17 protein-coding genes and 2 pseudogenes are annotated in these 23,460 nt (G+C 72.2%); 10 read left to right on the top strand and 9 right to left on the bottom strand.

What is annotated here, in order from left to right:
- Nucleotides 1-1,586, bottom strand: a 1,586-nt coding sequence (locus ACFWR9_RS26575; protein WP_383846397.1) for a dihydroxy-acid dehydratase, incomplete at its 3' end; no start/stop codon positions are given.
- A 218-nt stretch (nt 1,587-1,804) separates the two neighbouring features.
- Here ACFWR9_RS26575 and ACFWR9_RS26580 point away from each other — a divergent pair.
- A pseudogene (locus ACFWR9_RS26580) lies at nt 1,805-2,026 on the top strand (transposase); the annotation flags it as partial.
- A gap of 566 nt (nt 2,027-2,592) precedes the next feature.
- A complete protein-coding gene (locus tag ACFWR9_RS26585) occupies nt 2,593-3,444 on the top strand; it encodes an immunity 49 family protein (RefSeq protein ID WP_383846398.1) in 852 nt (283 codons plus the stop codon).
- Here the strand turns inward: ACFWR9_RS26585 and ACFWR9_RS26590 are convergent.
- The 3 genes from ACFWR9_RS26590 to ACFWR9_RS26600 form a co-directional block, all read right to left on the bottom strand.
- A complete protein-coding gene (locus tag ACFWR9_RS26590; protein ID WP_383846399.1) occupies nt 3,437-3,676 on the bottom strand; it encodes a transposase in 240 nt (79 codons plus the stop codon). The two genes, ACFWR9_RS26585 and ACFWR9_RS26590, sit on opposite strands and share 8 nt — an antisense overlap.
- A gap of 359 nt (nt 3,677-4,035) precedes the next feature.
- On the bottom strand, nt 4,036-4,737 hold the full coding sequence (locus ACFWR9_RS26595; protein ID WP_383846400.1) for a response regulator: 702 nt from the start codon (nt 4,735-4,737) through the stop codon (nt 4,036-4,038).
- A complete protein-coding gene (locus tag ACFWR9_RS26600; protein ID WP_383846401.1) occupies nt 4,734-5,921 on the bottom strand; it encodes a sensor histidine kinase in 1,188 nt (395 codons plus the stop codon). The genes ACFWR9_RS26595 and ACFWR9_RS26600 overlap by 4 nt, the downstream gene beginning before the upstream one ends.
- A 142-nt stretch (nt 5,922-6,063) precedes the next feature.
- Here ACFWR9_RS26600 and ACFWR9_RS26605 point away from each other — a divergent pair, with 142 nt between their 5' ends.
- Both ACFWR9_RS26605 and ACFWR9_RS26610 read left to right on the top strand, forming a co-directional pair.
- Entirely contained in the window at nt 6,064-7,953 is a 1,890-nt protein-coding gene (locus ACFWR9_RS26605; RefSeq protein ID WP_383846402.1) for a PDR/VanB family oxidoreductase, read from the top strand.
- Nucleotides 7,954-8,058: 105 nt separating this feature from the next.
- The gene (locus ACFWR9_RS26610; protein ID WP_383846403.1) at nt 8,059-9,609 is read left to right on the top strand and encodes a multicopper oxidase family protein; all 1,551 of its coding nucleotides are present in this window, start codon (nt 8,059-8,061) and stop codon (nt 9,607-9,609) included.
- 301 nt (nt 9,610-9,910) lie between these two features.
- Here ACFWR9_RS26610 and ACFWR9_RS26615 read toward each other — a convergent pair.
- A pseudogene (locus ACFWR9_RS26615) lies at nt 9,911-11,238 on the bottom strand (NAD(P)/FAD-dependent oxidoreductase).
- A gap of 473 nt (nt 11,239-11,711) precedes the next feature.
- Between ACFWR9_RS26615 and rsgA the strand changes: the two are divergent.
- From rsgA to ACFWR9_RS26630, 3 genes are all read left to right on the top strand, one after another.
- Complete coding sequence (gene rsgA, locus ACFWR9_RS26620) at nt 11,712-12,875, top strand: ribosome small subunit-dependent GTPase A (protein ID WP_383846404.1); 1,164 nt, start codon at nt 11,712-11,714, stop codon at nt 12,873-12,875.
- Between the two features lie 65 nt (nt 12,876-12,940).
- Nucleotides 12,941-14,422 carry a DNA-3-methyladenine glycosylase 2 family protein gene (locus ACFWR9_RS26625; RefSeq protein WP_383846405.1) on the top strand — a complete coding sequence of 494 codons (1,482 nt, stop codon included), beginning with the start codon at nt 12,941-12,943 and terminating at the stop codon, nt 14,420-14,422.
- Nucleotides 14,419-14,955, top strand: a complete 537-nt coding sequence (locus tag ACFWR9_RS26630; protein WP_383846406.1) for a methylated-DNA--[protein]-cysteine S-methyltransferase — start codon at nt 14,419-14,421, stop codon at nt 14,953-14,955. Before ACFWR9_RS26625 ends, ACFWR9_RS26630 begins: the two co-directional genes overlap by 4 nt.
- Here ACFWR9_RS26630 and ACFWR9_RS26635 read toward each other — a convergent pair.
- Together ACFWR9_RS26635 and ACFWR9_RS26640 are read right to left on the bottom strand one after the other, a co-directional pair.
- The gene (locus tag ACFWR9_RS26635; protein WP_383846407.1) at nt 14,952-15,437 is read right to left on the bottom strand and encodes a DUF456 domain-containing protein; all 486 of its coding nucleotides are present in this window, start codon (nt 15,435-15,437) and stop codon (nt 14,952-14,954) included. The genes ACFWR9_RS26630 and ACFWR9_RS26635 overlap by 4 nt on opposite strands.
- Before the next feature lie 72 nt (nt 15,438-15,509).
- The gene (locus tag ACFWR9_RS26640) at nt 15,510-16,493 is read right to left on the bottom strand and encodes a helix-turn-helix domain-containing protein (protein ID WP_383846408.1); all 984 of its coding nucleotides are present in this window, start codon (nt 16,491-16,493) and stop codon (nt 15,510-15,512) included.
- Between the two features lie 1,027 nt (nt 16,494-17,520).
- On the opposite strand from ACFWR9_RS26640, the gene ACFWR9_RS26645 reads away from it, so the two are divergent.
- The 3 genes from ACFWR9_RS26645 (at nt 17,521) to ACFWR9_RS26655 (ending at nt 20,853) form a co-directional block, all read left to right on the top strand.
- A complete protein-coding gene (locus ACFWR9_RS26645) occupies nt 17,521-18,549 on the top strand; it encodes a protein phosphatase 2C domain-containing protein (protein WP_383846409.1) in 1,029 nt (342 codons plus the stop codon).
- Nucleotides 18,550-18,577: 28 nt separating this feature from the next.
- Nucleotides 18,578-20,320, top strand: coding sequence for a pyruvate dehydrogenase (locus ACFWR9_RS26650; protein WP_383846410.1), 1,743 nt, complete (start codon nt 18,578-18,580; stop codon nt 20,318-20,320).
- 134 nt (nt 20,321-20,454) lie between these two features.
- A complete protein-coding gene (locus tag ACFWR9_RS26655) occupies nt 20,455-20,853 on the top strand; it encodes an ATP-binding protein (protein WP_352155120.1) in 399 nt (132 codons plus the stop codon).
- 50 nt (nt 20,854-20,903) lie between these two features.
- Here the strand turns inward: ACFWR9_RS26655 and ACFWR9_RS26660 are convergent, their stop codons facing one another.
- Nucleotides 20,904-21,947 (bottom strand): DUF2637 domain-containing protein, encoded by a 1,044-nt coding sequence (locus tag ACFWR9_RS26660; RefSeq protein ID WP_383846411.1) that lies wholly within the window; start codon nt 21,945-21,947, stop codon nt 20,904-20,906.
- Nucleotides 21,948-22,165: 218 nt separating this feature from the next.
- Entirely contained in the window at nt 22,166-23,011 is an 846-nt protein-coding gene (locus ACFWR9_RS26665) for a (2Fe-2S)-binding protein (protein WP_383846412.1), read from the bottom strand.
- Nucleotides 23,012-23,460: the final 449 nt, after the last annotated feature.

Raw genomic sequence — 23,460 nt, forward strand, 5'->3', positions numbered from 1 at the left:
GGGGGGGGGGGGGGGGGCGGGGGGGGGGCGGGGGGGGGGGGGGTGTTTGCGCCCCCCGCGGGGGGCGGGGGGGGGGGGGGGGCGCGGGCCCCCCCCCCCCCCGCCACGGTGTCGCCGTCCCGTACCAGGGCGATGGGCCCGCCCTGGTACGCCTCGGGGGCGACATGGCCGATGACCAGGCCGTGCGAGACGCCGCTGAAACGGCCGTCCGTGACGAGCGCGACGGAGTCGCCAAGACCCTGACCCACCAGCGCGCCCGTGATGGACAGCATCTCCCGCATGCCGGGGCCCCCGGCCGGCCCCTCGTACCGGACGATGACGACGTCACCGGCTCGCACGTGCCTGCCCTGGATGGCCTCGAAGCACTCCTCCTCCGAGTCGAACACCCGCGCCGGGCCCTCGCGCCGGAAGTCGGCCCGGCCGCCCAGCTTGAGCACGCAGCCGTCCGGCGCCAGCGAACCGCGCAGCACGGCGAGCGCACCGGCCGGCTTCACGGGCTCGGCCACGCTCGCCACCACGTCCTGGCCCGGCGCCTCCCGCACGTCGGCGGCGACGTCGGCGAAGGAGCGGCCGTCGACGAGGGGCACGTTCTCGCGCAGCAGCCCCGCGTTCCGCAACCGGGACGCCACCAGCGAGGTGCCGCCCGCCCGCCACAGGTCGACCGCGGTGTGCGGTCCGGAGGGCTTGAGGCCGGTGACGATGGGGACCTGGCGGCAGATCGCGCCGATCTCGTCGATCGCCAGGTCGAGACCCGCCTCGCGGGCCACCGCCAGCAGGTGGAGCACCGCGTTGGTGGAGCCGCCCATCGCGGCGACCGACACGATGGCGTTGTACAGGGCGTCCCGCGTCAGGATGTGCGACGGCCGCACGTCCCGGGCGAAGACGTCCAGGGCGACCTCGCCCACGTGCTCGGCGGCGGCCTGCTTCTCGGCGGCGACCGCGGGGACGTCACCGACGCCGAAGGGCGCCAGGCCCATGAAGTCGGCGACCGCGCCCATGGTGTTGGCGGTGTACTGGGCGGCACAGGTACCCGCCCCCGGACAGGCGTTGCGGGCCAGGTCGTCCACGTCCTCCTGGCCGAGCCGGCCGACCGCGCGCTCGCCCAGGGCCTCCCACATGTCCTGGATCGTCACGTCGCGGTCCCGCCAGCGGCCCGGCATCATGCTGCCGCTGTAGAGGAGCACGGCCGGGATGTCCAGGCGGGCCATCGCCATCATGGCCGCCGGCACCGTCTTGTCGCAGCCGACGATGCAGACCAGGGCGTCGAAGGCGTGCGCGCGGCCCATCAGCTCGATGGAGTCCGCGATGACCTCCCGGCTGACCAGCGAGGCCCGCATGCCCGGCGTGCCCATGGTGAGGTTGTCGGACACGGCGACGGTGTTGAACTCCATGGGCGTGCCGCCCGCCCTGCGCACACCGGTGGCCACATGCCGGGCGAGGTCGCGGTGGGTGAGGTTGCAGGGCATCGTGCCCGTCCACGTGGACGCGATGCCCACCGTGGGCCTGCGCATGTCGTCGTCGGTCAGGCCCATGGCGTACAGGTGCGAGCGGGCCGGCGCGCGGTCGGGGTCGTCGGCGATGTTCATCGCGGTACCGACCCCGCCTACGGCGGGGTGCTTATCGAGCAGGAGGCGGGCCTGTCCGTAAGCTCTTGTTTAACCTCGTCGGGTCACCTGACCTGCTGATCTTGGCTTCATGAGACAGCAGAGCGGCCGTTCTTCACGCTTCGAGGTGTCGAGTAACGTCGCGTGAAGGAACGGCCGCTGCGAGCACGCCGGCTTGTGCAGGTCCCGCTGACACCGCGTTGAGCGTGTTGTCCCACTTTCGTGTCGAGTTCTACGACTGCCTCTACTCCCGTGGGGATGCGCTCTTCGAGCTCACCGACGCGGTGCTGTGCGCGGACGGTCCGGTGACGTCGCTGGCCGAGTTCACGTTGACGGCCGAGCACCGGCGCGGGCACGGGGCGATGTACGACGCGGTCGACCACGGCTGGCTGGAGCCGCGCCGTCTGCGGCGGCTCACCGCGCTCGCTGCCGACTTCCCGGGCCGGGATGCAGCCGGGCCGGGCGCTGCCGGGCGCAGCCGGGCTCTCCGAGGCCCGACAGCGAGCGGTCAAACGTGTCCGTAGGTACGCGGCTCGGTGGCGCCGGAGCCGCTGCAGACGGTGTGGTCGCACCTCTCCACCGCCAGGACGTGATGCCCGCCACCGGCCAGGTGGGCCGTCACCAGAAACCATGCCGAGGGCTGCGGCACCGGCCCGTGGGGACGGCATGCGCAGCTGGTGGCCGTCGCCGGGCCGGGGCGGTCAAGACTGTGACCGTGCCTGTCGCGAAGGCCACTATCGGGACACGTCCCCTGCCCGGCGGCAGCGAAGGCCGCTCCAGACCATGTCCGACAGATCAATGCCAAGGCAACGACGCCCAGTCGTAGCTCGGGTCAGGCCACCGCCCGGAGCGGCACCTGAACATCCTCACAGTCGTAGCTCGATCCGACCCGGCCCATGCTGCGCCGGATGCCTCCCAAGGGGGACAGAGGCGGACGGGTGAGATGAACGACGAGGATTGCGGCAACTGAGTCCGGCAGGTGAGGGGAATGACAGAAATGGTCGGGATATCCAGACACGTGGCCGTCGATGAGTACACCGACAGGCAGATTTCCCGGCTGTCGACCACGATCGATGATTATCTCGCCAAAGTATCGAGACTCCCAGGACTCACCTCCGGAATAGCGAAACGGGCGCTTGCCCTGGCTGAGCACCGTTCGCTCCGGGACCCCGAAGCGGAGGAGCGGGAGACCTATGCCGCTGTCCTCCTCGCGGCGCAGGCGGGATCAGGATTCTTCGCGACCGCCAACAGGGCAGAGGGGTCTTTCGCCTACACCGTCGGCTCGGTCCGGACGGTCGAAGGCACTGGCCCGACGCGAAGTCACGGGCCCGCCAACTGGCTCGACGCCCTGTGGACCTCGGTCATCTGCCGTGGTCGGCACCTCGTTCATGAGCTCTGCCGGACTCCTGGGCAGACCCTGCGCGGCGGCGGTGGGGGGTTCGACGCGTACATGCACGCGTGGATCGACGCCTTGCGCACCTTCTTCGAAGGCGGTGACGACCTCTACTCAAAGATCAACCGCAGTATCGAACTCACTGCGCCGGACGCGCTTCGGGGCACTCCCGCCGAGATTGTGCTGCTTCGGTATTACCCTTCGATGAAGCTGCTTTTCAGCCTCGCGGCAGGCAATGGCGGCCAGTTCAACGAGGACCTCCGGGAGGCGGTCGAGCTGCACAGGCGGTTCTGGACGGCCGACAGTGAACGCGCCGGAATGCCAGAGGGATTCATCGCGCTCGCTCCCACCGCCCTCGCCGCGATAGCGCACGACAAGGGATTCGTCCTTGAGGTCGAGTCCGAATACCTGCCCAAGAACCTCATTCAAGGCACCTGGGTCAACTGAGCTTGACTCTGTCGGGGATCTCGCCGGTTGAGGTCAACTGCCGAAGGTTCGCCAGGACTTCGGCCGGAGGATCCCGCGCTGGTCCAGGAAGGCATGGAAGGCAGTCGGTGGCCGCAGCGAGGATGGCCTCGGCCGGTGTCAGACCACTGAGTCGTTCGATGTTCACGGCGATGGCCGTGAGTACGTGTTGCAGGTGGGCTTTCGGCTGTCCTCGGTAGCGGCAGCGGCGCATGCCGTTGTCCGTGGGCGAACTCGTTGACGGTGACCTCCACCCCGGAGCGGACCGCGTAGCGGGCCTTCCACTCGGGTGTCTGCTGCTCGCGCAGCTCTCGCGGGGGGATCTGCGCGGTCAAAGACGGGACTTGCTCACCGGAAGGGGGACGGAGGGACAACTGACACCTCGACAACTGCATCGGTCGACGAAACAGCCCCGAGCATGCCCGCTGATCATGCTGGCGTACCGGGAAACTCCGAGATCCCCGACAGAGTCGAGCTCAGGGCCGGCCCCGGCCGGGCTGTTTTGCCTCCTGGGGCTGCCCTGAGGTGGGCCGTCGAGTCGATGGCCGTGGTGGCGGCCTGCTTGGTCACGCCTCAATCGAGGAGTCCGGCGTGGTGGGCGAGGATGGCCGCCTGGACGCGGTTGGCGCAGGAGAGTTTGGTGAGGATCCGGCTGACGTGGGTCTTCACCGTCGCTTCGCTCATCCCGAGGGCGGCGGCGATGTCGGTGTTGGACGACCCGCCGCCCAGCTCCGCGAGCACCTCGCGCTCCTTCGCCGTCAGCGCCTGGAGCCGTTCTCGGGCTTCCATCCTGCGGCGGTCGTCCCGCGTATCGCGCGCATCGTCGGCCGCGAAGTGCCGAAGGAGCCGCCGGGTCACCCGCGGCGCGAGCATCGCGTCGCCGCGAGCGGCGCTGCGTACCCCGGTGATCATCTCTTCCGCCGAGGCGTCCTTGAGCAGGAAACCCACGGCGCCGTTGCGGATCGCCGTACGCACGTACTCGTCCAGGTCGAAGGTGGTGAGGACCACGACGCGGGGAGCGGAGGCGGCCTGTGTGATCCGCTCGGTGGCGGTCAGCCCGTCGGCCCCTGGCATGCGGATGTCCATCAGGACGACGTCGGGCCGCAGGGCCGCGGCCATGCGTTGTGCGGCGGCGCCGTCCGCGGCCTCGCCCACCACGGTCAGATCGGGTGCGGACTCCAAGATGGTGCGCAGCATCGAGCGCACCATCCACTCGTCGTCCACGATCAGCACCCGCGTCGGGTCGCTCCCGCTCATCGGACTGCCTTCGCTCATCGGACCGCCTCCGGCCTGACCGCATTCGGGTCGAGCGGGACCTGCGCGGAGATCTCGAATCCGCCCTCCGGGGTCGGCCGGGCGTCCAGGATGCCGCCCAGGAGGCGGACCCGCTCGGCGATGCCGAGCAGGCCGTGTCCGCCGCTCGGCAGGCCGTGCTCGGGTCCGGCCGCGCCGTGCTCGTTGGTCACCGCCAGGTGCAGCAGTTGCGGGGTGCGGGAGATCCGGACGCGGGTCCTGGCCCGTCCCGCGTGTTTGCGGACGTTGCTCAGGGCCTCCTGGACGACGCGGTAGACGGCGTGCTCGACCAGGGCGGGCAGACCCGCGGCCGCCGCTGCGGTGGCGTCGGCCATCTCCAGGGTGACCGGCGTGCCCGCCCGGCGTGAGGCGTCGACCAACGCCTCCAGGTCGGCCAGACCGGGCTGCGGCGCGGTCGGCGCCGCCTCGTCGGCGCGCAGCACGCCCACCAGCGAGCGGAGTTCGGTCAGTGCCTCGCGTCCGATGGCGCCGATCTGCCGGCCGATGGTGACGGCGTTGTCGCCTTTGGTGGCCTCCAGGGCCGTGGCATGCAGCACGATCAGCGACACCCGGTGGGTGACGACGTCGTGCATATCGCGGGCGATCTGGGCGCGCTCGTCGCTGCGTGCCCGCTCCACCCGCTGTTGCTGCTCGCGCTCGGCGCGCTCGGCCCGTTCGCGCAGCCCCGCCAGCAGCTCGCGGCGTGTCCCCACGTACAGTCCGATCAGTGCCGGGACGACACCGATCGCCAGGCCGATGGGGGCGCCGGCATCGGGGCCGCCCATCCGCCAGACCGGGACGATCACCGCCGCCAGAACGGCGGCGGTGGCGAGCGCCGACTTGCGCCAGGAGGCCGTCCGCTCCGCCAGCGTGAACTGGGCGAGCATCACCACGATCCACGCCGACAGGGCCACAAAGGCGGCAAGAGCGGCGATCAGCAGCAGTTCTGGACGGCGTCGTCGCTGCCAGACCGCCGCGCCGACCAGCAGCCCAAGGCCGGCGGCCAGCCACAGGGGCGGCTGTCCGCCGGGATGATCGACGTAGGCGAAGTTCGCCGAACCGCCGTCCCGGGCAGCCGTGCTGACGGCCACGGCAACCGCGACCAGCACCTCGATGACCGGGCGGAAGCGTCTGACGGCCGCCGCGTACCAGGGACTGGGTTCCATGGCGCACGACCCTAACCGGACCGCGAACCGGACGGGTCAGTCTTTTGTTGTACGCGCACGGGTGCGGTCTGCGCCTTTCCGCCGATCGGTGGGCGGCGAACAGGCGATGTGCGGGGGCTGCCGCCCGGCCGACGCTGAAGCCATGTCGCACACGAACCCTCATAGCCCCCCGCAGCCCCCGGAACACACCACGGCGCCCGGCCCGATCGCCGGTCCGGACGGCGCCCCGCGTCGGCGGAACAACGGTGCGTTGCGGGCGGCGCAAGGCGTCTTCGCCCTCTTCTGCCTGGTCGAGGCTGTCGTCCTGTACGTCCGCCCCGATCCCGCGTTCCCTGTGCTCCAGGTGGCCGGTGTGGTCGGGTATCTGCTGGCGGCGCCGCTGGTGGCCGTCGCCGGATGGGCGCTGGGACGGCCGGCGTCCGGGGTCCGCGTCCGCCGGACGCTGATCGTCTTTCACCTCGTCTTCGTCCCGTTGCAGTTCCTCTTCAGCTTCGGCAACTACGAGCCGCTGGGCGGGATGCTCGGGTCGGCGGTGCTTGCCGTGCTGATGAAGCCGCGCTTCCCGCAGTTGGGGCGCAGGGCGCGCAAGGTCTGGTTGATGCTGCACATCGGCTTCAGCGTCAGCTGGCTGGGGCTGTCGCTGGCGATGGTGGTCATCTCCGTCGTGGGGTTGACCGCCGACGGTCACGGAACGCGGCGTACCGCGTACGACATCATGCACCTGTTCGACCTCACGCTGGTCATCCCGAGCATGGCGCTGGCCCTGATCACCGGTGTCGTCCTCTCCGTGGGCACGCCGTGGGGGTTGATCCGGCACTGGTGGGTGCTGCTGAAATTCGTCATCGCGCTGAGCCTGCCGCTGTTCGCGGCGTTCGTCGAGCACAAGTGGATCCAGGAGCTCCGGGCTCTCGAGCCGTCCCAGGAGCCCGGCGGCACGGGCCTCGCCCTGGCGGTCTGCCTGGTTGTCTTCACGGTTTTGTTGTGGACCGCGGTGTTCCTCTCCGTCTTCAAGCCCGGCGGCAGGACCCGCTGGGGTCGCCGGGCCGCGGCGGCTCGATCCGCAGGCCCGAGTGCGCAGCGGGTCCCCACCGCGCAGACGACGGTGACCGTGGCCGCCGTCCGCCGAGCCGCCGAGCAGGTCGTGGAGCTGGAGCTGCGGCGCCCGGACGGCGGCGAGCTGCCGGCCTGGCAGCCGGGGGCCCATGTCGACCTGGTCCTGCCGTCGGGGACGGTACGCCAGTACTCGCTGTGCGGTGACCCCGAGCAGCGGGATGCCTACCGGATCGCGGTGCTGCGCGAACCGCGGGGCCGCGGCGGCTCCGTCGAAGCGCACACCCTTGCCCCCGGTGCGGCGGTCGCGGTGCGCGGCCCCCGCAACCACTTTCCCCTCGCCGAGGCCCCGTCCTATCTGTTCCTCGCGGGCGGCGTCGGCATCGCACCGCTCCTGCCGATGATCCTCCGGCTGGCGTCCCGGGGCGCCGACTGGCAGCTGGTCTACCGGGGCGGATCACGGCGGGCCATGGCTTACGCCGACGATCTCCTGCGCGACCACCCGGACCGGGTCTTGGTGTCGGTCTCGGACACCGATCCACGCCCCGACCTCGCCGGACTCCTGGCCGGCGCGCCGCGTGGCATCGCGGTGTACTGCTGCGGACCCGCTCCGCTGATGGACGCGGTCGCGGCGGCCATGCCCGCAGCCTGCCCCCACGGCCGGCTGCACCTGGAGCGCTTCGCCGCCACCACGCGGACCGGTGCGGGACCGGACACGCCCTTCGAGGCCGAACTCGCCCGCAGCGGCAGGGTCGTCCCGGTGCCCGTGGGCACCAGCCTGCTGACCGCCCTTCAGGAGGTGGAGCCCACTCTGGACTTCTCCTGCGAGGACGGGGTCTGCGGCAGCTGCGCGACCCGGGTACTCGACGGTCTGCCCGACCACCGTGACGACGTCCTCCAGCCCCATGAACGCGACCGCAGGGACGTCATCCACCCGTGCGTGTCGCGGGCGCACGGCCCCCGGCTCGTCCTGGATCTGTGAAACCCGCCGCCCTGCGACACACATCGGCCGCTGCCACCACAGCCCTCTTCGCACGTCGAATCGCACACGATTCGACGCCATCCGCACCACCGCTGGGAGTACGACGTGAACCGCCGCATCAGCCGACGCACCTTGTTGAAAGCCGGAGCGGGCACCGTGGCCGCCGCCGCGGCGGCCACCGGCGGGGTGGTGGGATGGATGTACACGACGGCAGACACCAACACCGCCGGAGAGGTCGATTTCACCAAGCGTCTCGCCATACCACCGCTGGACACCGGCCGTCTCGACTCCTCGGGCCGACGGGTGTTCGACCTACGCGCGGCCAAGGGGGAGCACCGCCTGCGCCCCGGTCGTGCGACCGAGACCTGGGGGCTCAACGCCCCCTACCTCGGTCCGACCCTGCGGGCCGCCCGCGGCGACACGGTGATGGTGAACCTGCGCAACGACCTGCCCGAGACGACGAGCCTGCACTGGCATGGAATGCATCTGCCCGCGCGGATGGACGGCGGCCCGCACCAGCCCGTCGAACCAGGCAGGACCTGGTCCCCGACCTGGACCATCGACCAGCCGGCCGCCACCCTCTGGTACCACCCCCACCCGCACGGGCACACCGCCCGACACGTCTACCGCGGCATGGCGGGCATGTTCATCCTCGACGAGGCCGACACCGGCAAGGGGCCGGATGTCGCCCGCGGCGCCTTGCCGAGCCGCTACGGCGTGGACGACATCCCCGTCATCGTGCAGGACAAGCGGCTGGACGGCGACAACCAGCTCGACGCGAGCACACCCCGGATGAGCGGCGTGGGCATCCTCGGCGACCTGATCTGTGTCAATGGCACCACCGCGCCGTACCACCGGGTCACGACCGAGCGGATCCGGCTGCGGCTGCTCAACGCCTCCGACGCCCGCTTCTACCGGTTCGGCTTCGCCGACGACCGGCCGTTCGCACTCGTCGGTACCGACGGGGGGCTACTGCCCGCCCCACACAAGACGCGGCGCATCCAGCTCTCCCCGGCCGAGCGCGCCGAGATCGTGGTCACCCTGCGGCCCGGTGAGCGGGCCGTTCTGCGCAGCTTTCCCCCAGAGCTCGATCTGAACTTCTGGGACCGCCGCTTCAACGGGGGCGACGACACCCTGGACATTCTCCAACTGCAGGCCGCGTCCCGCCTGGCGCCCTCACCCAAGCTGCCGAAGCGGCTGGCCGAGGCACCCGCACTGGCCGCCAAGAGCAGGAAAGTTGACCGCACGTTCGAGCTGTCGGGCTTCTCCATCAATGGCAAGACCATGAACATGAGGCGCATCGACTTCACCGCTCCACGGGACACCACCGAGGTCTGGGAGGTCACCACCAACGACGCGGTGCAGCACAACTTTCATGTCCACGATGTCCAGTTCCAGGTCCTGTCCGTCGGTGGGAAGCAGCCGCCGCCCGAACTCGGGGGCTGGAAGGACACCGTCCACACCCCACCCGGCGTGCCGATCCGCGTCGCTCTGCGGTTCCGCGACCACAGCGATCCCAGGTTCCCGTACATGTACCACTGCCATGTGCTCTACCACGAGGATCAGGGCCTGATGGGCCAGTTCGTGGTGGTCGCCCCCGGCCAGAAGCCTGGCAGAATCGGCGGTGGCCCCAGCCACAACCATGGCCACTCCTGACCTCGGCCCCTTACGGTGCAGGCCGCACTCGTCCAGCACGGGTGCCTTCCGCCGGCACCCGAGTGGATCCTGAACACGAGCCGTCCTCCGTGACGGCCTCGTTCTCGGGGGAACCTCACTCACGGCCATCGCCGTGAACATTGAACGACTCAGCAGCCGGTCAGAGGCCGAGGACCTCTCTTCACCAAGACCACCGACCGCCTTCCAGACCTTCCTGGAGCAGCAGGGATTACCCCGACCGAAGTCCTGGCGCACCCTCGGCACCTGACCTCAACCGTCAAGATCCCCGACAGAGTCAAGCTCAGGAGTCGAATCCCAACCCGAACCGGTCCAATGTCCGCAGCCAGAGATCACGACGGCCGCCGTTGCGGTCGGACCGGTCCAAGGACCGCCGCGTGAGCTCCACGCCCACATACCGCACGGGCTCCGGGGGGAACGGCAGCGGCTTGTTGCGCACCATGTCCAGACGGGTCCGAGCGGTTTCCTCGCCGGACAGCAGATCGAGCATCACCTCGGCCCCGAACCGGCTGGCCGCCACCCCGAGGCCGGTGTAGCCGAGCGCGTACGCCACCCGGCCGCTCATGGCCTTCCCGTAGAACGCGGTGAACCGTGTGCAGGTGTCGATCGCGCCGCCCCAGGCATGGCTGAACTTCACCCCGGCCAGCTGAGGGAAGGTGGTGAAGAAGTGCTCCGCGAGCTTGGCGAAGGTCTCCGGCCGCTGGTCGAGCTCCTCGCGGAGCCCGTTGCCGTAGTGGTAGATCGCGTCATAGCCACCCCACAGGATGCGGTGGGCGTCGGTGAGCCGGTAGTAGTGGAACGGATCGGTGGTCAGGACGTAGTCGTAGACAGGCACCGTGTAAAGGCGCAGCCTGCGCAGCAAGGAGGGGAAGACACTGGCGGCCAGCGCCACGCGGCGGGCGCCGATCCGCCCGTACGGAGTGTCCAGGAGGACGCTGTACGAACCCTCGCGCATCCGCTGGACCGGTGTGTTCTCGTAGATGCGCACGAGGCGCAGGCACACTTCCCGCAGCCCCCACACGAGTCTGGCCGGGTCGGTCAGCGCGTAGCCTTCGCTGTCGAGGCGCCGGCGAGGAAGGTGGGGGAGTGCACCTCGGCCTGGATCTCGTCCTGGGACAGGAAGTCGATCTGACGCCCGTGCGCAGCGGCGAGGTCGCACATCGCCTGGATCTCATGGACCTGGTGGGGTTCGGTCGCCGCCCACAGTTTGCCGTCACGGCGGAAGCCGCAGTCGATGCCGTAGCGTCGCAGCGTGTCTTCGATCTCATCGAGATTGTCCAGCCCCATGCGCTCCAGCTCGGCCAACTCCCGCGGCCAGCGTTCGGCGCCGCTGCCGATGCCGTGGGTGAGGCTTGAGGAGACGAAGCCGCCGTTTCGACCGGACGCGGCCCAGCCCGCCGTGCGCGCTTCGACCAGTACGACGTCCGACGACGGATCCCTCTCCTTGGCGAGCAGCGCCGTCCACAATCCGGTGAAACCACCGCCCACCACGGCGAGATCACAGGTGGTGTCCTCGGCGAGCGCTGGAGAGGCCGCGGGCGCCTCCTCGCTGTCCAGCCAGTGGCTCAGGGGTGTGGCCTCGGCGAGTGCGCTCGCGTACGGGACGCTCACGGGAATGCCTCCATTCAACGGCGGTGGTGGGTATGAGTGGGGGAAGACCGTCTGTCCGGCACGTCGCTCAAGGGCGGGTCTGACGATCCTGAGTGAGGGATCGGGCGCTCGCGATGCTGGCCAGGGTTGCAAGGCACCTTCGCCAGTGCACCTCAGGGGAGGCCGGGCCCGTGCCCGGCCGTTGCCGCGCGCCGTCTGCAGGCCGTGTGACCTCATCAGACCGAAGTGTGGTGCCGGTAATTGGCTGGTGCATCCCCAAGGCGGTGGCTAAGGTTGTGCGCGATTCGGTGGTTACTCTGCCGGCGGTACTCGTTCTGCATGATCGGGAGGTGTTGACCGATGGCTGTCGCTGCGACGGGCGTTGCCCGCATCCGGAAGTTCGTCAAGTCCACCTCCGTGGCCGCCGGCTGACCTCATTCCTTCCCGTGCCCGTCGGGCGCGGTGCCGGGGCCGCCCTTGTGAAGGGTCACCCCTTGTCTTCCTCTTCTCTGTTGGAATCCGCCTCGTCCGCCTCGCATCCCCTCGCGCCGTACGGCTGGGACGCGGGCTGGGAGGCCGAGTTCGCTCCGTATGCCGACCAGGGTCTTGTGCCCGGTCGTGTCGTCCGCGTCGATCGCGGGCTCTGCGATGTTGTCACTCCGGTCGGCACTGTCCGTGCCGACACCGAGTTCGTCGTTCCCCGTGACCCGATGAAGGTCGTGTGCACGGGGGACTGGGTTGCGGTCGACCCGGACGGGGAGCCGCAGTATGTACGGACGCTGCTGCCGCGTCGCACTGCCTTCGTGCGGTCGACCTCGTCGAAGCGTTCCGAGGGCCAGGTGCTGGCCACTAATATCGATCACGTCGTCATCTGTGTGTCGCTCGCCGTCGAGCTCGACCTTGGGCGGATCGAGCGGTTCCTGGCGTTGGCCATGTCCAGTTCGAGCGGTGAGGCACTGCTGCACAAGCCGGCACTCTCCTGGGAGTCCGGGGCGCAGCCCGTGGTCGTCCTCACCAAGGCCGACCTCGTGCCCGACCCGGTGACCCTGTCGCATCTCGTCCAGGACGTGGAGACCACCGCGCCCGGCGTGCCGGTGCTCTCCGTCAGCGCCGAGCAGGGCGAAGGGCTCGACGTGCTGGGCGCCCTCGTCGGCGGCGGCACGGCGGTGCTGCTCGGACAGTCCGGCGCCGGCAAGTCCACGCTCGCCAACGCCCTGCTCGGCGAGGACGTCATGGACGTCCAGCGGATCCGGGACGTCGACGGCAAGGGACGGCACACCACGACCACCCGCAACCTGCTCGCCCTGCCCGGCGGCGGAGTGCTGATCGACACCCCCGGACTGCGGGGCGTCGGCCTGTGGGACGCGAGCAGCGGTGTCGGGCAGGTGTTCGCCGAGATCGAGGAGCTGGCCCGCGGCTGCCGGTTCCAGGACTGCGCCCACGAGCGCGAGCCGGGCTGCGCCGTCCTTGGTGCCCTCGACTCCGGCGAGCTGCCCGAGCGGCGGCTGGAGAGCTACCGCAAGCTGATGCGGGAGAACCAGCGCATCGTCGCCAAGACCGACGCCCGGCTGCGGGCGGAGATGCGCAAGGAGTGGAAGCGCCGGGGCGCCATGGGCCGGGCGGCGATGGAGGCCAAGCGGGGCGGCGGCCCGCGGTAGCCACCTGCGGCACCCGTAGCCACCTGCGGCCCAGGTAGCCACCGGCGCCGTCACCCCCGGATGTCATGTCCGATTTCCGCCAGCCCGGTCCGCCGGACTGGCGGAGACTGGACAGCGTGACCGAGACAGTACAGCGCACAGCACAGCGCACAGCGCACGAGGACAGCAGGTACGAGGCCGTACGCAGCCGGGACGCCCGGTTCGACGGCGCGTTCTTCTTCGCCGTGCGCACGACCGGCATCTACTGTCGGCCCAGCTGCCCCGCGGTCACGCCGAAACGGCGCAACGTGCGGTTCTTCGCGACGGCGGCCGCCGCGCAGTGCTCGGGGTTCCGGGCCTGCCGGCGGTGCCGCCCCGACGCCGTGCCGGGATCGGCGGACTGGAACGTCCGGGCCGACGTCGTCGGCCGGGCCATGCGGCTGATCGGTGACGGTGTCGTCGACCGCGAGGGCGTCGCCGGACTCGCCGTCCGCCTCGGCTACAGCGCCCGGCAGGTGCAGCGGCAGCTCACCGCCGAGCTGGGCGCCGGGCCCGTCGCCCTCGCCCGGGCCCAGCGGGCGCACACCGCGCGCGTCCTGCTCCAGACCACCGGCCTGCCGGTCACCGAGATCGCCTTCGCGTCCGGGTTCGCCAGCGTGCGGCAGTTCAACGACACCATCCGGGCCGTGTACGCGGCCACCCCGAGCGACGTCCGCGCCGCCGCCCCGGCAGCCGACCGGGCCGCCTCCCGACGCACCGCCACCCCGTCCGCCGGCGTCCCGCTGCGCCTCGCCCACCGCGGCCCCTACCAGGCCGGACCCGTCTTCGACCTGCTCCAGCGGGAGGCCGTCGCCGGAATCGAGGAGGTCAGCGGTCTGCCCGGCCACCGTCGCTACCGGCGCACCCTGCGGCTGCCGTACGGCACCGGCATCGTCGCCGTCGAGGAGCGCACGGGCGCCCAGGGCAACGGCGGTGGCTGGCTCGCCGCCCGCCTCCACCTCACCGATCTGCGTGACCTGACCACCTCGGTGCAGCGCCTGCGGCGGCTGTTCGACCTGGACGCCGACCCGTACGCCGTGGACGAACGCCTCGGCGCCGACTCCCGCCTCGCCCCCCTGGTCGCCGCCCGCCCCGGGCTGCGCTCACCCGGCACCGCCGACCCCGACGAACTCGCCGTCCGGGCCCTGGCCGGGCGCGCGGCCGCCGAGCGGCTGGTCCAGCGGTACGGCAAGGCCCTCGACGCGCCCTGCGGCACCCTCACCCACCTCTTCCCCGAACCGGCGGTCCTCGCCGACGCCGAGCCGGACGGCCCCGTCGGCGCGCTCGCCGCCGCCCTCGCCGACGGCACCGTACGCCTGGACCCGGGCGCCGACCGGGACGACGCCGAACGCGCCCTGCTCGCCGTGCCCGGCATGGACGCCGGGACGGCCGCGGTCGTCCGCACCCGCGCCCTCGGCGACCCCGACGCCGCCCCGCCCGACCCGACCGTGCCCGACAGCTGGCGCCCCTGGCGCTCGTACGCTGTGAACCACCTGCGTGCAGCAGGAGACTGGGAGCAGGACCGATGACCACGACGACCACGACGACCACCGGCACGTCCGTGACGTACTGGACCGAGACCGACAGCCCCGTCGGACGGCTGCTCCTCACCGCGGGCCCGGACGGCGCCCTCACCTCGCTGTCCGTGCCCGGGCAGAAGGGCGGCCGGAGCGTCCAGGACGGCTGGCGGCACGACACCGGGCCCTTCCGCGCGGCCGAGGAGCAGCTCGCCGCCTACTTCGCCGGTGAGCTGACGGACTTCAGGCTGCCGCTGCGCGCCGAGGGCACCGCCTTCCGGGAACGGGTGTGGGCCGCCCTCGACGACGTGCCCTACGGGGCGACCACGACCTACGGCGCGATCGCCGCGCGCGTCGGGGCCTCCCGGCCCGCGGTCCGGGCCGTCGGCGGCGCGATCGGCGCCAACCCGCTGCTGATCCTGCGCCCCTGCCACCGGGTGATCGGCGCCGACGGCGCCCTGACCGGATACGCGGGCGGCCTGGACCGCAAGACCCGGCTGCTCACCCTGGAGGGCGCCCTGGACGGCCGGTCCGGCCGTTCCTAGCCGCCGGCCAGTACCGCCCCCACCCACGCCCCGGTGATCAGCAGGCAGGCGAACAGCTCCGCCAGTACGTCGGCGCCGCCCGAGCGCATCGCCGTCCGCAGCGCCGCCCTCGCCTCGCCGTGCCGGCCGAGCCGCAGCCGCTCGGCGAGGTAGATGCCGCCCATGAAGCCGGGGATCGCGCCGAGCACCGGGACCAGGACGAAGCCGATGACCGCGCCCGCGCCGCCGTACGCGGTGAGCCGGCGCATCGCCTCGTCCCGGCGGCGCCTGCGGGTCGGCAGCGCCCAGCGCACCGCCCGGGACAGCAGCAGGACGACGGTGGCGCCGACGAGCACGGCCCACGCGAGCGGCTGCGGATCCTTCAGCGCCCACCACAGGACCCCGGCCCACACCAGCCACGACCCGGGCACGCCGGGAAACAGGACGCCGCACAGCCCGAGCAGGATGACCAGGCCGGCCAGCAGGAGGTCCCACGCTCCCATCTGTCCAGGGTGCAGGAGACCGGCCCCATCCGCAGATGTCCGCGGCGGAGGCGGGTGTGAGCGGCCGGGTGGTCAGCGCTTCCTGGCCACCCAGTCCCGTTCGTAGGCGTGCCAGCCCAGCTGGAGCCGGGTCGTGACCCCGGTCAGCTCCATCAGGCGCTTCACCCGGCGCTGTACGGTCCGCAGGCCCAGGTCGAGCTGCTTGGCGACGCTGGCGTCGGTGAGCCCGGCCAGCAGCAGGGAGAGGATCTCCAGATCGGTGCCGTCGGGCGCGTCCGGGCCGTGCTCGGTCACGCCGGAGGCGCCCAGGCACAGCGGCAGCGCCTCCCGCCACACCGCCTCGAACAGGCCCGACAGCAGCTCCAGGAGCCCGCTGGCGTGCACCACCAGCGCGGCGGGCTCCGAGGAGCGCGCGGTGAGCGGTACCAGGGCGAGCGCCCGGTCGGCGACCACCAGCTTGGTCGGCACCCGGTCCACCACCCGCACCTGCTCGTCGCGGCCCAGCGCGGCGGTCAGCTCGGTGATGCCGGTCGGCTGGTCCAGCACCGACCGCTCGACCACCACCCGGTAGCGGACGCCGCGTCCGGTGGCCTGCTCCTCCGCGTCGTTCTCCATGCCGGTGACGGCGACCGGGTTGCCGGTGACCAGCGCGCACACCTCCTCGGTCGCCCCCAGCTGGAGCTGGAGGAAACGCTGGGCGACCGCCGCGCCGCCGGTCACCACCTCCACCAGGTCGTGCACCGCGGGCTCGGCCGCCGCCGCCCGGTACTCCTCGGCCAGCAGCGCCGCCGCCAGCTCCGCCTTCTCCAGCTCGTGCCGCTGCTGGGTGAGCAGCGCGCCCAGGGCCACCCCCGGCGGCGCGGCGACCCACCGGCCGGGCCGGGCGGAGGACTGGGCCGCCAGTCCGTTCTGCTCCAGCCGGCGCAGCACACGCTCGGTGTCCCGCTCACCCAGCGCCAGCCGCCTGGCCAGGTCGGGCACGTCGGCGGCGCCCAGGGACACCAGCGCCCGGTACGCCGACTCGTGCGTGTCCTCCAGCCCCAGCACTCCCAGCATCAGCCGTCGTCCCTCCCCGAGAACCAGCGTCCGTGGCGGAATACGGCCACGGCGCAAACCCGCCTCCGCACATCATCGCCGTACCGCCGGTCACTCTGCCAAGGTGGCGACGCCGAGCGGTTCTCCCGTGGGGGGTGGGACCGCTCGGCCACTTCACCTCGCAACCCTGTTCGAGCCGTCCCGCGATACGCCGCCCGGCGCGTGCCGGTCCGCCGGAATTTCCGGATGCCCCGTTTCCATCCGGCCCCGTCGGTGGACAATCAGGAGCATGAGTCAGCAGGGGGGAAGGCCCACCGGTCCTGAGGACGACTGGTGGGGGCAGCTGTACGACGACTCCACCGACGACACCGGCCCCACGGCCGCACCCGATTCCCTGGACGACCGCTTCGCCTCGGCGTCGGACACGGTGACGGACGGTTCGGCCACGCGCCCGCCCACCGTCCCCGGCCCCCGGGGCGGCCCGCCTCCACCGCAGGCCCCCTGGGAACCCACACCCACGACACCGACCGCCCCGGCGAACTTCCCGTCCCAACCCACCGGGACCCCGGCGCCCCCGCGCCCGGACCACCCGCGACCCACTCCACAGCCGACGGACGGCTTACACCCCGCCTCGCCCCGGGACAGCACACAGCGCACGGACGGCCCGGGCTCCGTCCCTTCCCCGGACGCCCTACGGCCGCCACGACCCCCGGACGATTCGCGTCCCCCGGCCCCTCCGCGATCCGCGACGCCCCCGGCCGTCCCACAGCCCGCGCCCCGCCCGGGCCCGGCGAGGCCCATGAACGACCCTCGGCCCCCTGACCCACCGCGCCCCGGGACGTCGTCCCCGGAGCGCCCGCAGCCCGCGCCGCCCTGGCAGCCTCCGCCGCCCGCGTCCCCGCAGCCCGAGCCGCCCCCGCCACTCCCGTCGCCGGACGCGGCGCCCGGACAGCCGCAGGGGCGTACCGCCTCCGGGAGTGGGCCCGCGGATCTCCGGGAGCCGACGGAGGCGGGGCTGCCGCCGTTGCCGCCGCCGTTCCTTCCTTCGGTGGCGCCGCGGCCGCTGCCGGAACCGGGCGCCGGGCCCGCGCGGGACTTCGTCGGGTCCGGGCCGCCCACCTACGACGCCGAGCCCACCGCCCTGCCGCCCGCCGACCCCGACGGGCTCGACGACCTGGTGCCGGACACCGTCCTTGACGGCGCCCGGTACGGGACGTGCGTCCTGCGGGCCGTCTCGGCGCGCGGCGACTCCGCCCGGTACCGGGGCGAGCCGCGGCGCGACGCGCTGCTCGTCGCCCGGTTCGGCGCTGGCGAGCACGCGCTGGTCCTGGTGGCGATGGCCACCGGCACCCGCGCGACCGCCGGGGCGCACCGCGCGGCGGCCGAGGTCTGCCGGTGGATCGGCGGCGCCGTGGGCCGCAGCCACGCCCGGCTCGCCGAGGACCTGCGGGCCGCCCGGCGCGGCGACCTCAAGTCCGGCCTGCACCGCCTCACCGACCGCAGCCTCGGCCGGCTCCGCGCGGGCGCCGCCGAACAGGGCCTGTCCCCGCAGGAGTACGCCGCCTCCCTGCGCTGCCTGATACTCCCCGCCGACCCCGCCTGCCGTACCAGGGTGTTCTTCGGCGTCGGCCCCGGCGGACTGCTGAGGCTGCGGGACGGCGCCTGGCGGGACATGGAGCCGAGCGCGGGCGACGTCACCGGCGAGCCCGTTCTCGGCTTCGGCTCGCTGCCCAGGGGCACGCCCGCCGACCGGCCGAGCCAGACGCCCGACGGCGACCGGCTCACCATGGATCTGGGTATCACCACACCCCCCGGCGCCCACGACGGGCCGCCCGACGAGCCGCCCCGCCGGCCGTTCCGCTTCCGGGCCTCCGTAGCCCGGCCGGGTGATGTGCTGCTGATGTGCACCACGGGCCTGGCCGAGCCGCTGCTGAGCGAGCCGGAGCTGGGCGGACTCCTCGCGCGGCGGTGGACGGGCCGCCCCCCGCCCGGACTCGGGGAGTTCCTCGCCGACACCGGCGTCCGGGTCAAGGGGTACGCGGACGACCGTACGGCAGCCGCCGTTTGGGAGGCGTGAGGCCGCTCGCTGTGCCATACGTAGAGCCATGGTCAAACAGAACGTCGCGGAACAGTTCGTCGACATCCTCACCCGCGCCGGGGTCGAACGCCTCTACGGAGTCGTCGGCGACAGCCTGAACCCGGTCGTGGACGCCGTGCGCCGGCACAAGGGCATCGAATGGGTGCACGTCCGGCACGAGGAGACCGCCGCCTTCGCCGCCGGCGCGGAGGCCCAGATCACCGGGAAGCTGGCCGCGTGCGCCGGCTCCTGCGGTCCCGGCAACCTCCACCTCATCAACGGGCTCTACGACGCCCACCGCTCCATGGCCCCCGTCCTCGCCCTCGCCTCGCAGATCCCGTCCAGCGAGATCGGCCTGGGCTTCTTCCAGGAGACCCACCCCGACCAGCTGTTCCGCGAGTGCAGCCACTACAGCGAGCTGATCTCCAGCCCGAAGCAGATGCCCAGGCTGCTCCAGACCGCCATCCAGCACGCCGTCGGCCAGGGCGGCGTCAGTGTCGTCTCGCTGCCCGGCGACATCGCGGACGAGCCCGCCCCGGAGAAGGCCGCCGAAACGGCACTCGTCACCTCCCGGCCGACCGTCCGGCCCGGCGACGAGGAGATCGACCGGCTGGTGCGGATGATCGACGACGCCGACAGGGTCACCCTGTTCTGCGGCAGCGGCACGGCGGGGGCGCACGCCGAAGTGATGGAGTTCGCCGAGAAGATCAAGTCCCCGGTGGGGCACGCCCTGCGCGGCAAGGAGTGGATCCAGTACGACAATCCGTTCGATGTGGGGATGAGTGGTCTGCTCGGCTACGGCGCCGCCTACGAGGCCACCCACGAGTGCGACCTGCTGATCCTGGTCGGCACGGACTTCCCGTACAACGCCTTCCTGCCCGACGACGTGAAGATCGCCCAGATCGACGTCCGGCCCGAGCGCCTGGGCCGGCGTTCCAAGCTGGACCTCGCGGTGTGGGGCGACGCCCGGGAGACCCTGCGCTGTCTGATCCCGCGCGTGCGGGAGAAGAAGGACCGCCGCTTCCTCGACCGGATGCTGAAGAAGCACGCGGACGCGCTGGAGGGCGTCGTCAAGGCGTACACCCGCAAGGTCGACAAGCACGTCCCGATCCACCCCGAGTACGTCGCCGCCGTGCTGGACGACCTGGCCGACGACGACGCGGTGTTCACGGTGGACACCGGCATGTGCAACGTCTGGGCCGCCCGCTACATCTCACCCAACGGGCGGCGCCGCATCATCGGCTCGTTCTCGCACGGCTCGATGGCGAACGCGCTGCCCATGGCGATCGGCGCCCAGTTCACCGACCGGCGCCGGCAGGTCGTCTCGATGTCCGGCGACGGCGGGTTCACCATGCTGATGGGCGACTTCCTCACCCTGGTCCAGCACGATCTGCCGGTGAAGGTCGTCCTCTTCAACAACTCCGCGCTCGGCATGGTCGAGTTGGAGATGCTGGTCGCCGGCCTGCCCTCGCACGGCGTGGGCAACAAGAACCCCGACTTCGCCGCCGTCGCCGAGGCGTGCGGCGTCTTCGGGGTGCGGGTGGAGAAGCCCAAGGATCTGGCGGGGGCGCTGAAGGCCGCGTTCAAGCACAAGGGCCCGGCCCTCGTCGACGTCGTCACCGACCCCAACGCACTGTCCATCCCGCCGAAGATCAGCGCCGACATGGTCACCGGCTTCGCCCTGTCCGCCTCCAAGATCGTCCTGGACGGCGGGGTCGGACGCATGGTCCAGATGGCCCGCTCGAACCTGCGCAACGTGCCCCGGCCGTGACCGGACGTGGCGGTCGCCGCCAATCGGTATGACTGCCGGGCGCCCGAACGGGCAAGGCTTCCCCCGTGAAGTTGTTCGACCGTGAAGACGCACGACCAGAAGGGGGAGACGACATCAGCACGCCGACGGGGGACATGAGGAAGCGGGCCGCGCCGGACCTGAGGCGGCGGCTCGGCCGGGCGGACCTGCGGGCGGTGCCCGAGGCCCGGCGGGCCCTGCGTGAGCTGCTGCGGCACTGGGGCGGGCCCGGACAGTCGGAGATAGCCGAGCTGCTCACCAGCGAGCTGGTCACCAACGCACTGGTCCACACCGACGAGGGCGCCGTCCTGACCGCCACGGTCGGCCCGCACGCGCTGCGGGTCGAGGTACGGGACTATGTCGGCCGGCCGCCGCGGCCGCGCACCCCGGACCCGGAGGAGAGCACCAACGGCAGAGGCCTGGTCCTGGTGCGGTCACTCGCCGACGACTGGGGCGTACGGCCCTGCGAGGTGGGCAAGTCTGTCTGGTTCGAACTGGACGCCGAAGCCGCCTGAGACGCCGGCGGACCGGCGCGTCAGGCGGCTTCACATCCGCGTGCGGTCCGTCAGCCGAACTGCTGCTCCAGGTCCTTGAGCTTGCGCTCCAGGGAGTCCAGGCGCGGCAGGGCCTGCGTGTCGTCCTCCGCGGTGAGGTCGACGGTGACCTGGTCGGTCCCGCCCCGCACGGGCTGGAGGGAGGGACGCCGGCGCACGGGCAGCTCCGGAGCCGATATCGCAGGCTCCGCGGTGGCGCGTTCGGTGCCCCGCTCCACCTGCTGCACCTCGACCTGACGGCCGCCGCGGCCGGGGAAGCCCCGGTGGCCGTGGCCCCGGCTGATCGCCTTGAGCTGGGCCCGCTCCAGGCGCTCCTGCTCGCGCCGCCGCATCTTGGTCTCTTCCTTCTGGCGCCGGTCGTCGCGCACCTCCTCGACCGCCTCGTCGAGGCTGCGCACGCCTTCGAGGAGCATCAGCGACCAGGCGCGGTACGTCTCCCGGGGGGCCCGCAGCCAGCGCACCATGCGGATCTGCGGCAGCGGACGCGGCACCAGGCCCTGTTCGCGCAGCGCGGCTCGGCGGGTCTGCTTGAGGGCCCGGTCGAACAGCACGGCCGCCGACAGGGACATGCCCGCGAAGAAGTGCGGGGCACCCGCGTGGCCGAGGCCGCGGGGCGCGTGCACCCAGTTGAACCAGGCCGCGGCGAACGCGAAGGTCCACACGAGTATGCGCGAGCCGAGCGCCGCGTCACCGTGGCTGGCCTCGCGCACCGCGAGCACGGAGCAGAACATCGCCGCCCCGTCGAGGCCGAACGGGACCAGGTACTGCCAGCCGCCGCTCAGGCCGAGGTTCTGCTCGCCGAAGCCGACCAGACCGTGGAAGGAGAGCGCCGCGGCGACCGCGGCACAGCAGAAGAGCAGGACGTAGGAGACGGTGCCGTAGAGGGCCTCCTTGCGCCTGCGCCGCTCCTCCATCCGCTCCCACGAGTCGTCCGCGCCCGCGTCCTTCCCCGGGGAACGCTTGCCGCGCGCGAGCACCGCCACCGCCGCCAGCATGCCCAGGAGCAGCACGGCGCCCGGAAGCAGCCAGTTCAGCGATATGTCGGTCAATCTCATCTGGGGTCCCTTGCAGTGGGATAGGGCGTGACGCCCGCCATGGTGGCCCAAACCCAGCTGCCCTCAGAGGGTTTCGGGGCAAGAGGCCGCCAAGGGGGTGCGAGGGGGTACCCAGGGCGGCACTCTGCTCGAACTGCCGCATGACGGGCAGGAGTTGAGTTCGAAGAAGACCGCCCGTACGAGTGGTTCGGCGGAAACCTGCCGCGACGCGTAACGGCTCAACCCGCCGTGGCGAGCAGCTTGTTCACCCGGTCCGCGTCGCAGGTGCGCGGGCAGGTGGCGCAGGTGTCCTCGGGGCGCAGGGTGTAGAACATGCAGCAGCTCGCCCGGTCCCGGGTGTGCAGCGGTTCGCCGTCCGGCCCCTTCAGCTCGCGGAAGGCCGCGTCGCCGACGTACGGCTTGGTCGCGCCCGGCAGCAGCAGTTCCAGCTCGTGCCGCGCCCGCTCCTGCTCGCCGAGCAGGTGGGCGACGTACCACAGGCCCTCCACGACCTCGTCGGTCGCCATGCCCCACAGGGCGCGTCCGCGCCGCCGCATGCGGGGGCCGAATCCGGCCAGGACCGGCTCCAGGTGCTCGGCGACCGAGGCCCGTACCTCGGCGCGCAGCGCCTCCTCGTCGGCGACCACCCGGGCGCCGGGCAGGGCGGCGGCCGGGTCACCCGGCAGGCAGGCGAAGCCCGACCCGCGCACCGCCATGCGGCCCAGCGGGAGCCCGTCGGCGGTGCGGTCGTAGGCGACGCGGGCCGCGGGGTAGCGGGGCACCCTGCGGTGCAGGAACCACGGCACGGTGATCAGCAGGCAGGCCGGCCACGCGTACCGGTGCAGTCCGAAGCTCGCGAGCACGTCCGGGCGGGCCCGCTGCCCGTAGTCCCGCAGCACCTGCGCCTCGTCCCAGGCGAGGAACTCCGTCAGCTCCGTCCCGCCCGCGGCGAGCGCGTCGGCGGTGACCCAGCCGCCGCCCCGCGGGACCTCGCCGTCCGCGTCCAGCTCGGTGACGCCCAGTCCCGGGAGGGCCGCCGCCAGGCGCGCGTAGGCGTCCGTGAGGGCCGAGCGGGCGACAGGCATGCGGGACCACCGATCCGGGCCGGAAGAACGGGCAGCTTAAAGGTAAGCCTTACCTTACCCAAGATGTTTGGGATGTGAACTGACGGCCCCTGCCCTTATGGTGCTTGACGGACAGGTGACAACCCGCCGTAATGACCCCAAGTACCGACACGTCCCACAGGAGGACCCGTGAGGCCCAGCGCGCAGGGTGCCCCTGAGGCGGAGGCCGCCGCCCAGGTGCGGGTGCCGGCCCAGCCACGTGCCGGGGACGTGGACCGGGCCGGGAACGTGGACCGGGCCGGGAACGTGGACCGGGCCGGGAACGTGGACCGGGCCAGGACGCGCGGCGCCGGAGAACCGGTCGGGGCCCCCCCCCGCGGGCCCACCCACAGCGCACCCCCCCCCCCCCCCCGGGGGCGTTTACACAACAGACGCGGCCGGCGCAGAGCGAGGGGTTTATATCGGTGGGG

The sequence above is a fragment of the Streptomyces sp. NPDC058534 genome, assembly GCF_042717365.1.
Taxonomy (GTDB): domain Bacteria; phylum Actinomycetota; class Actinomycetes; order Streptomycetales; family Streptomycetaceae; genus Streptomyces.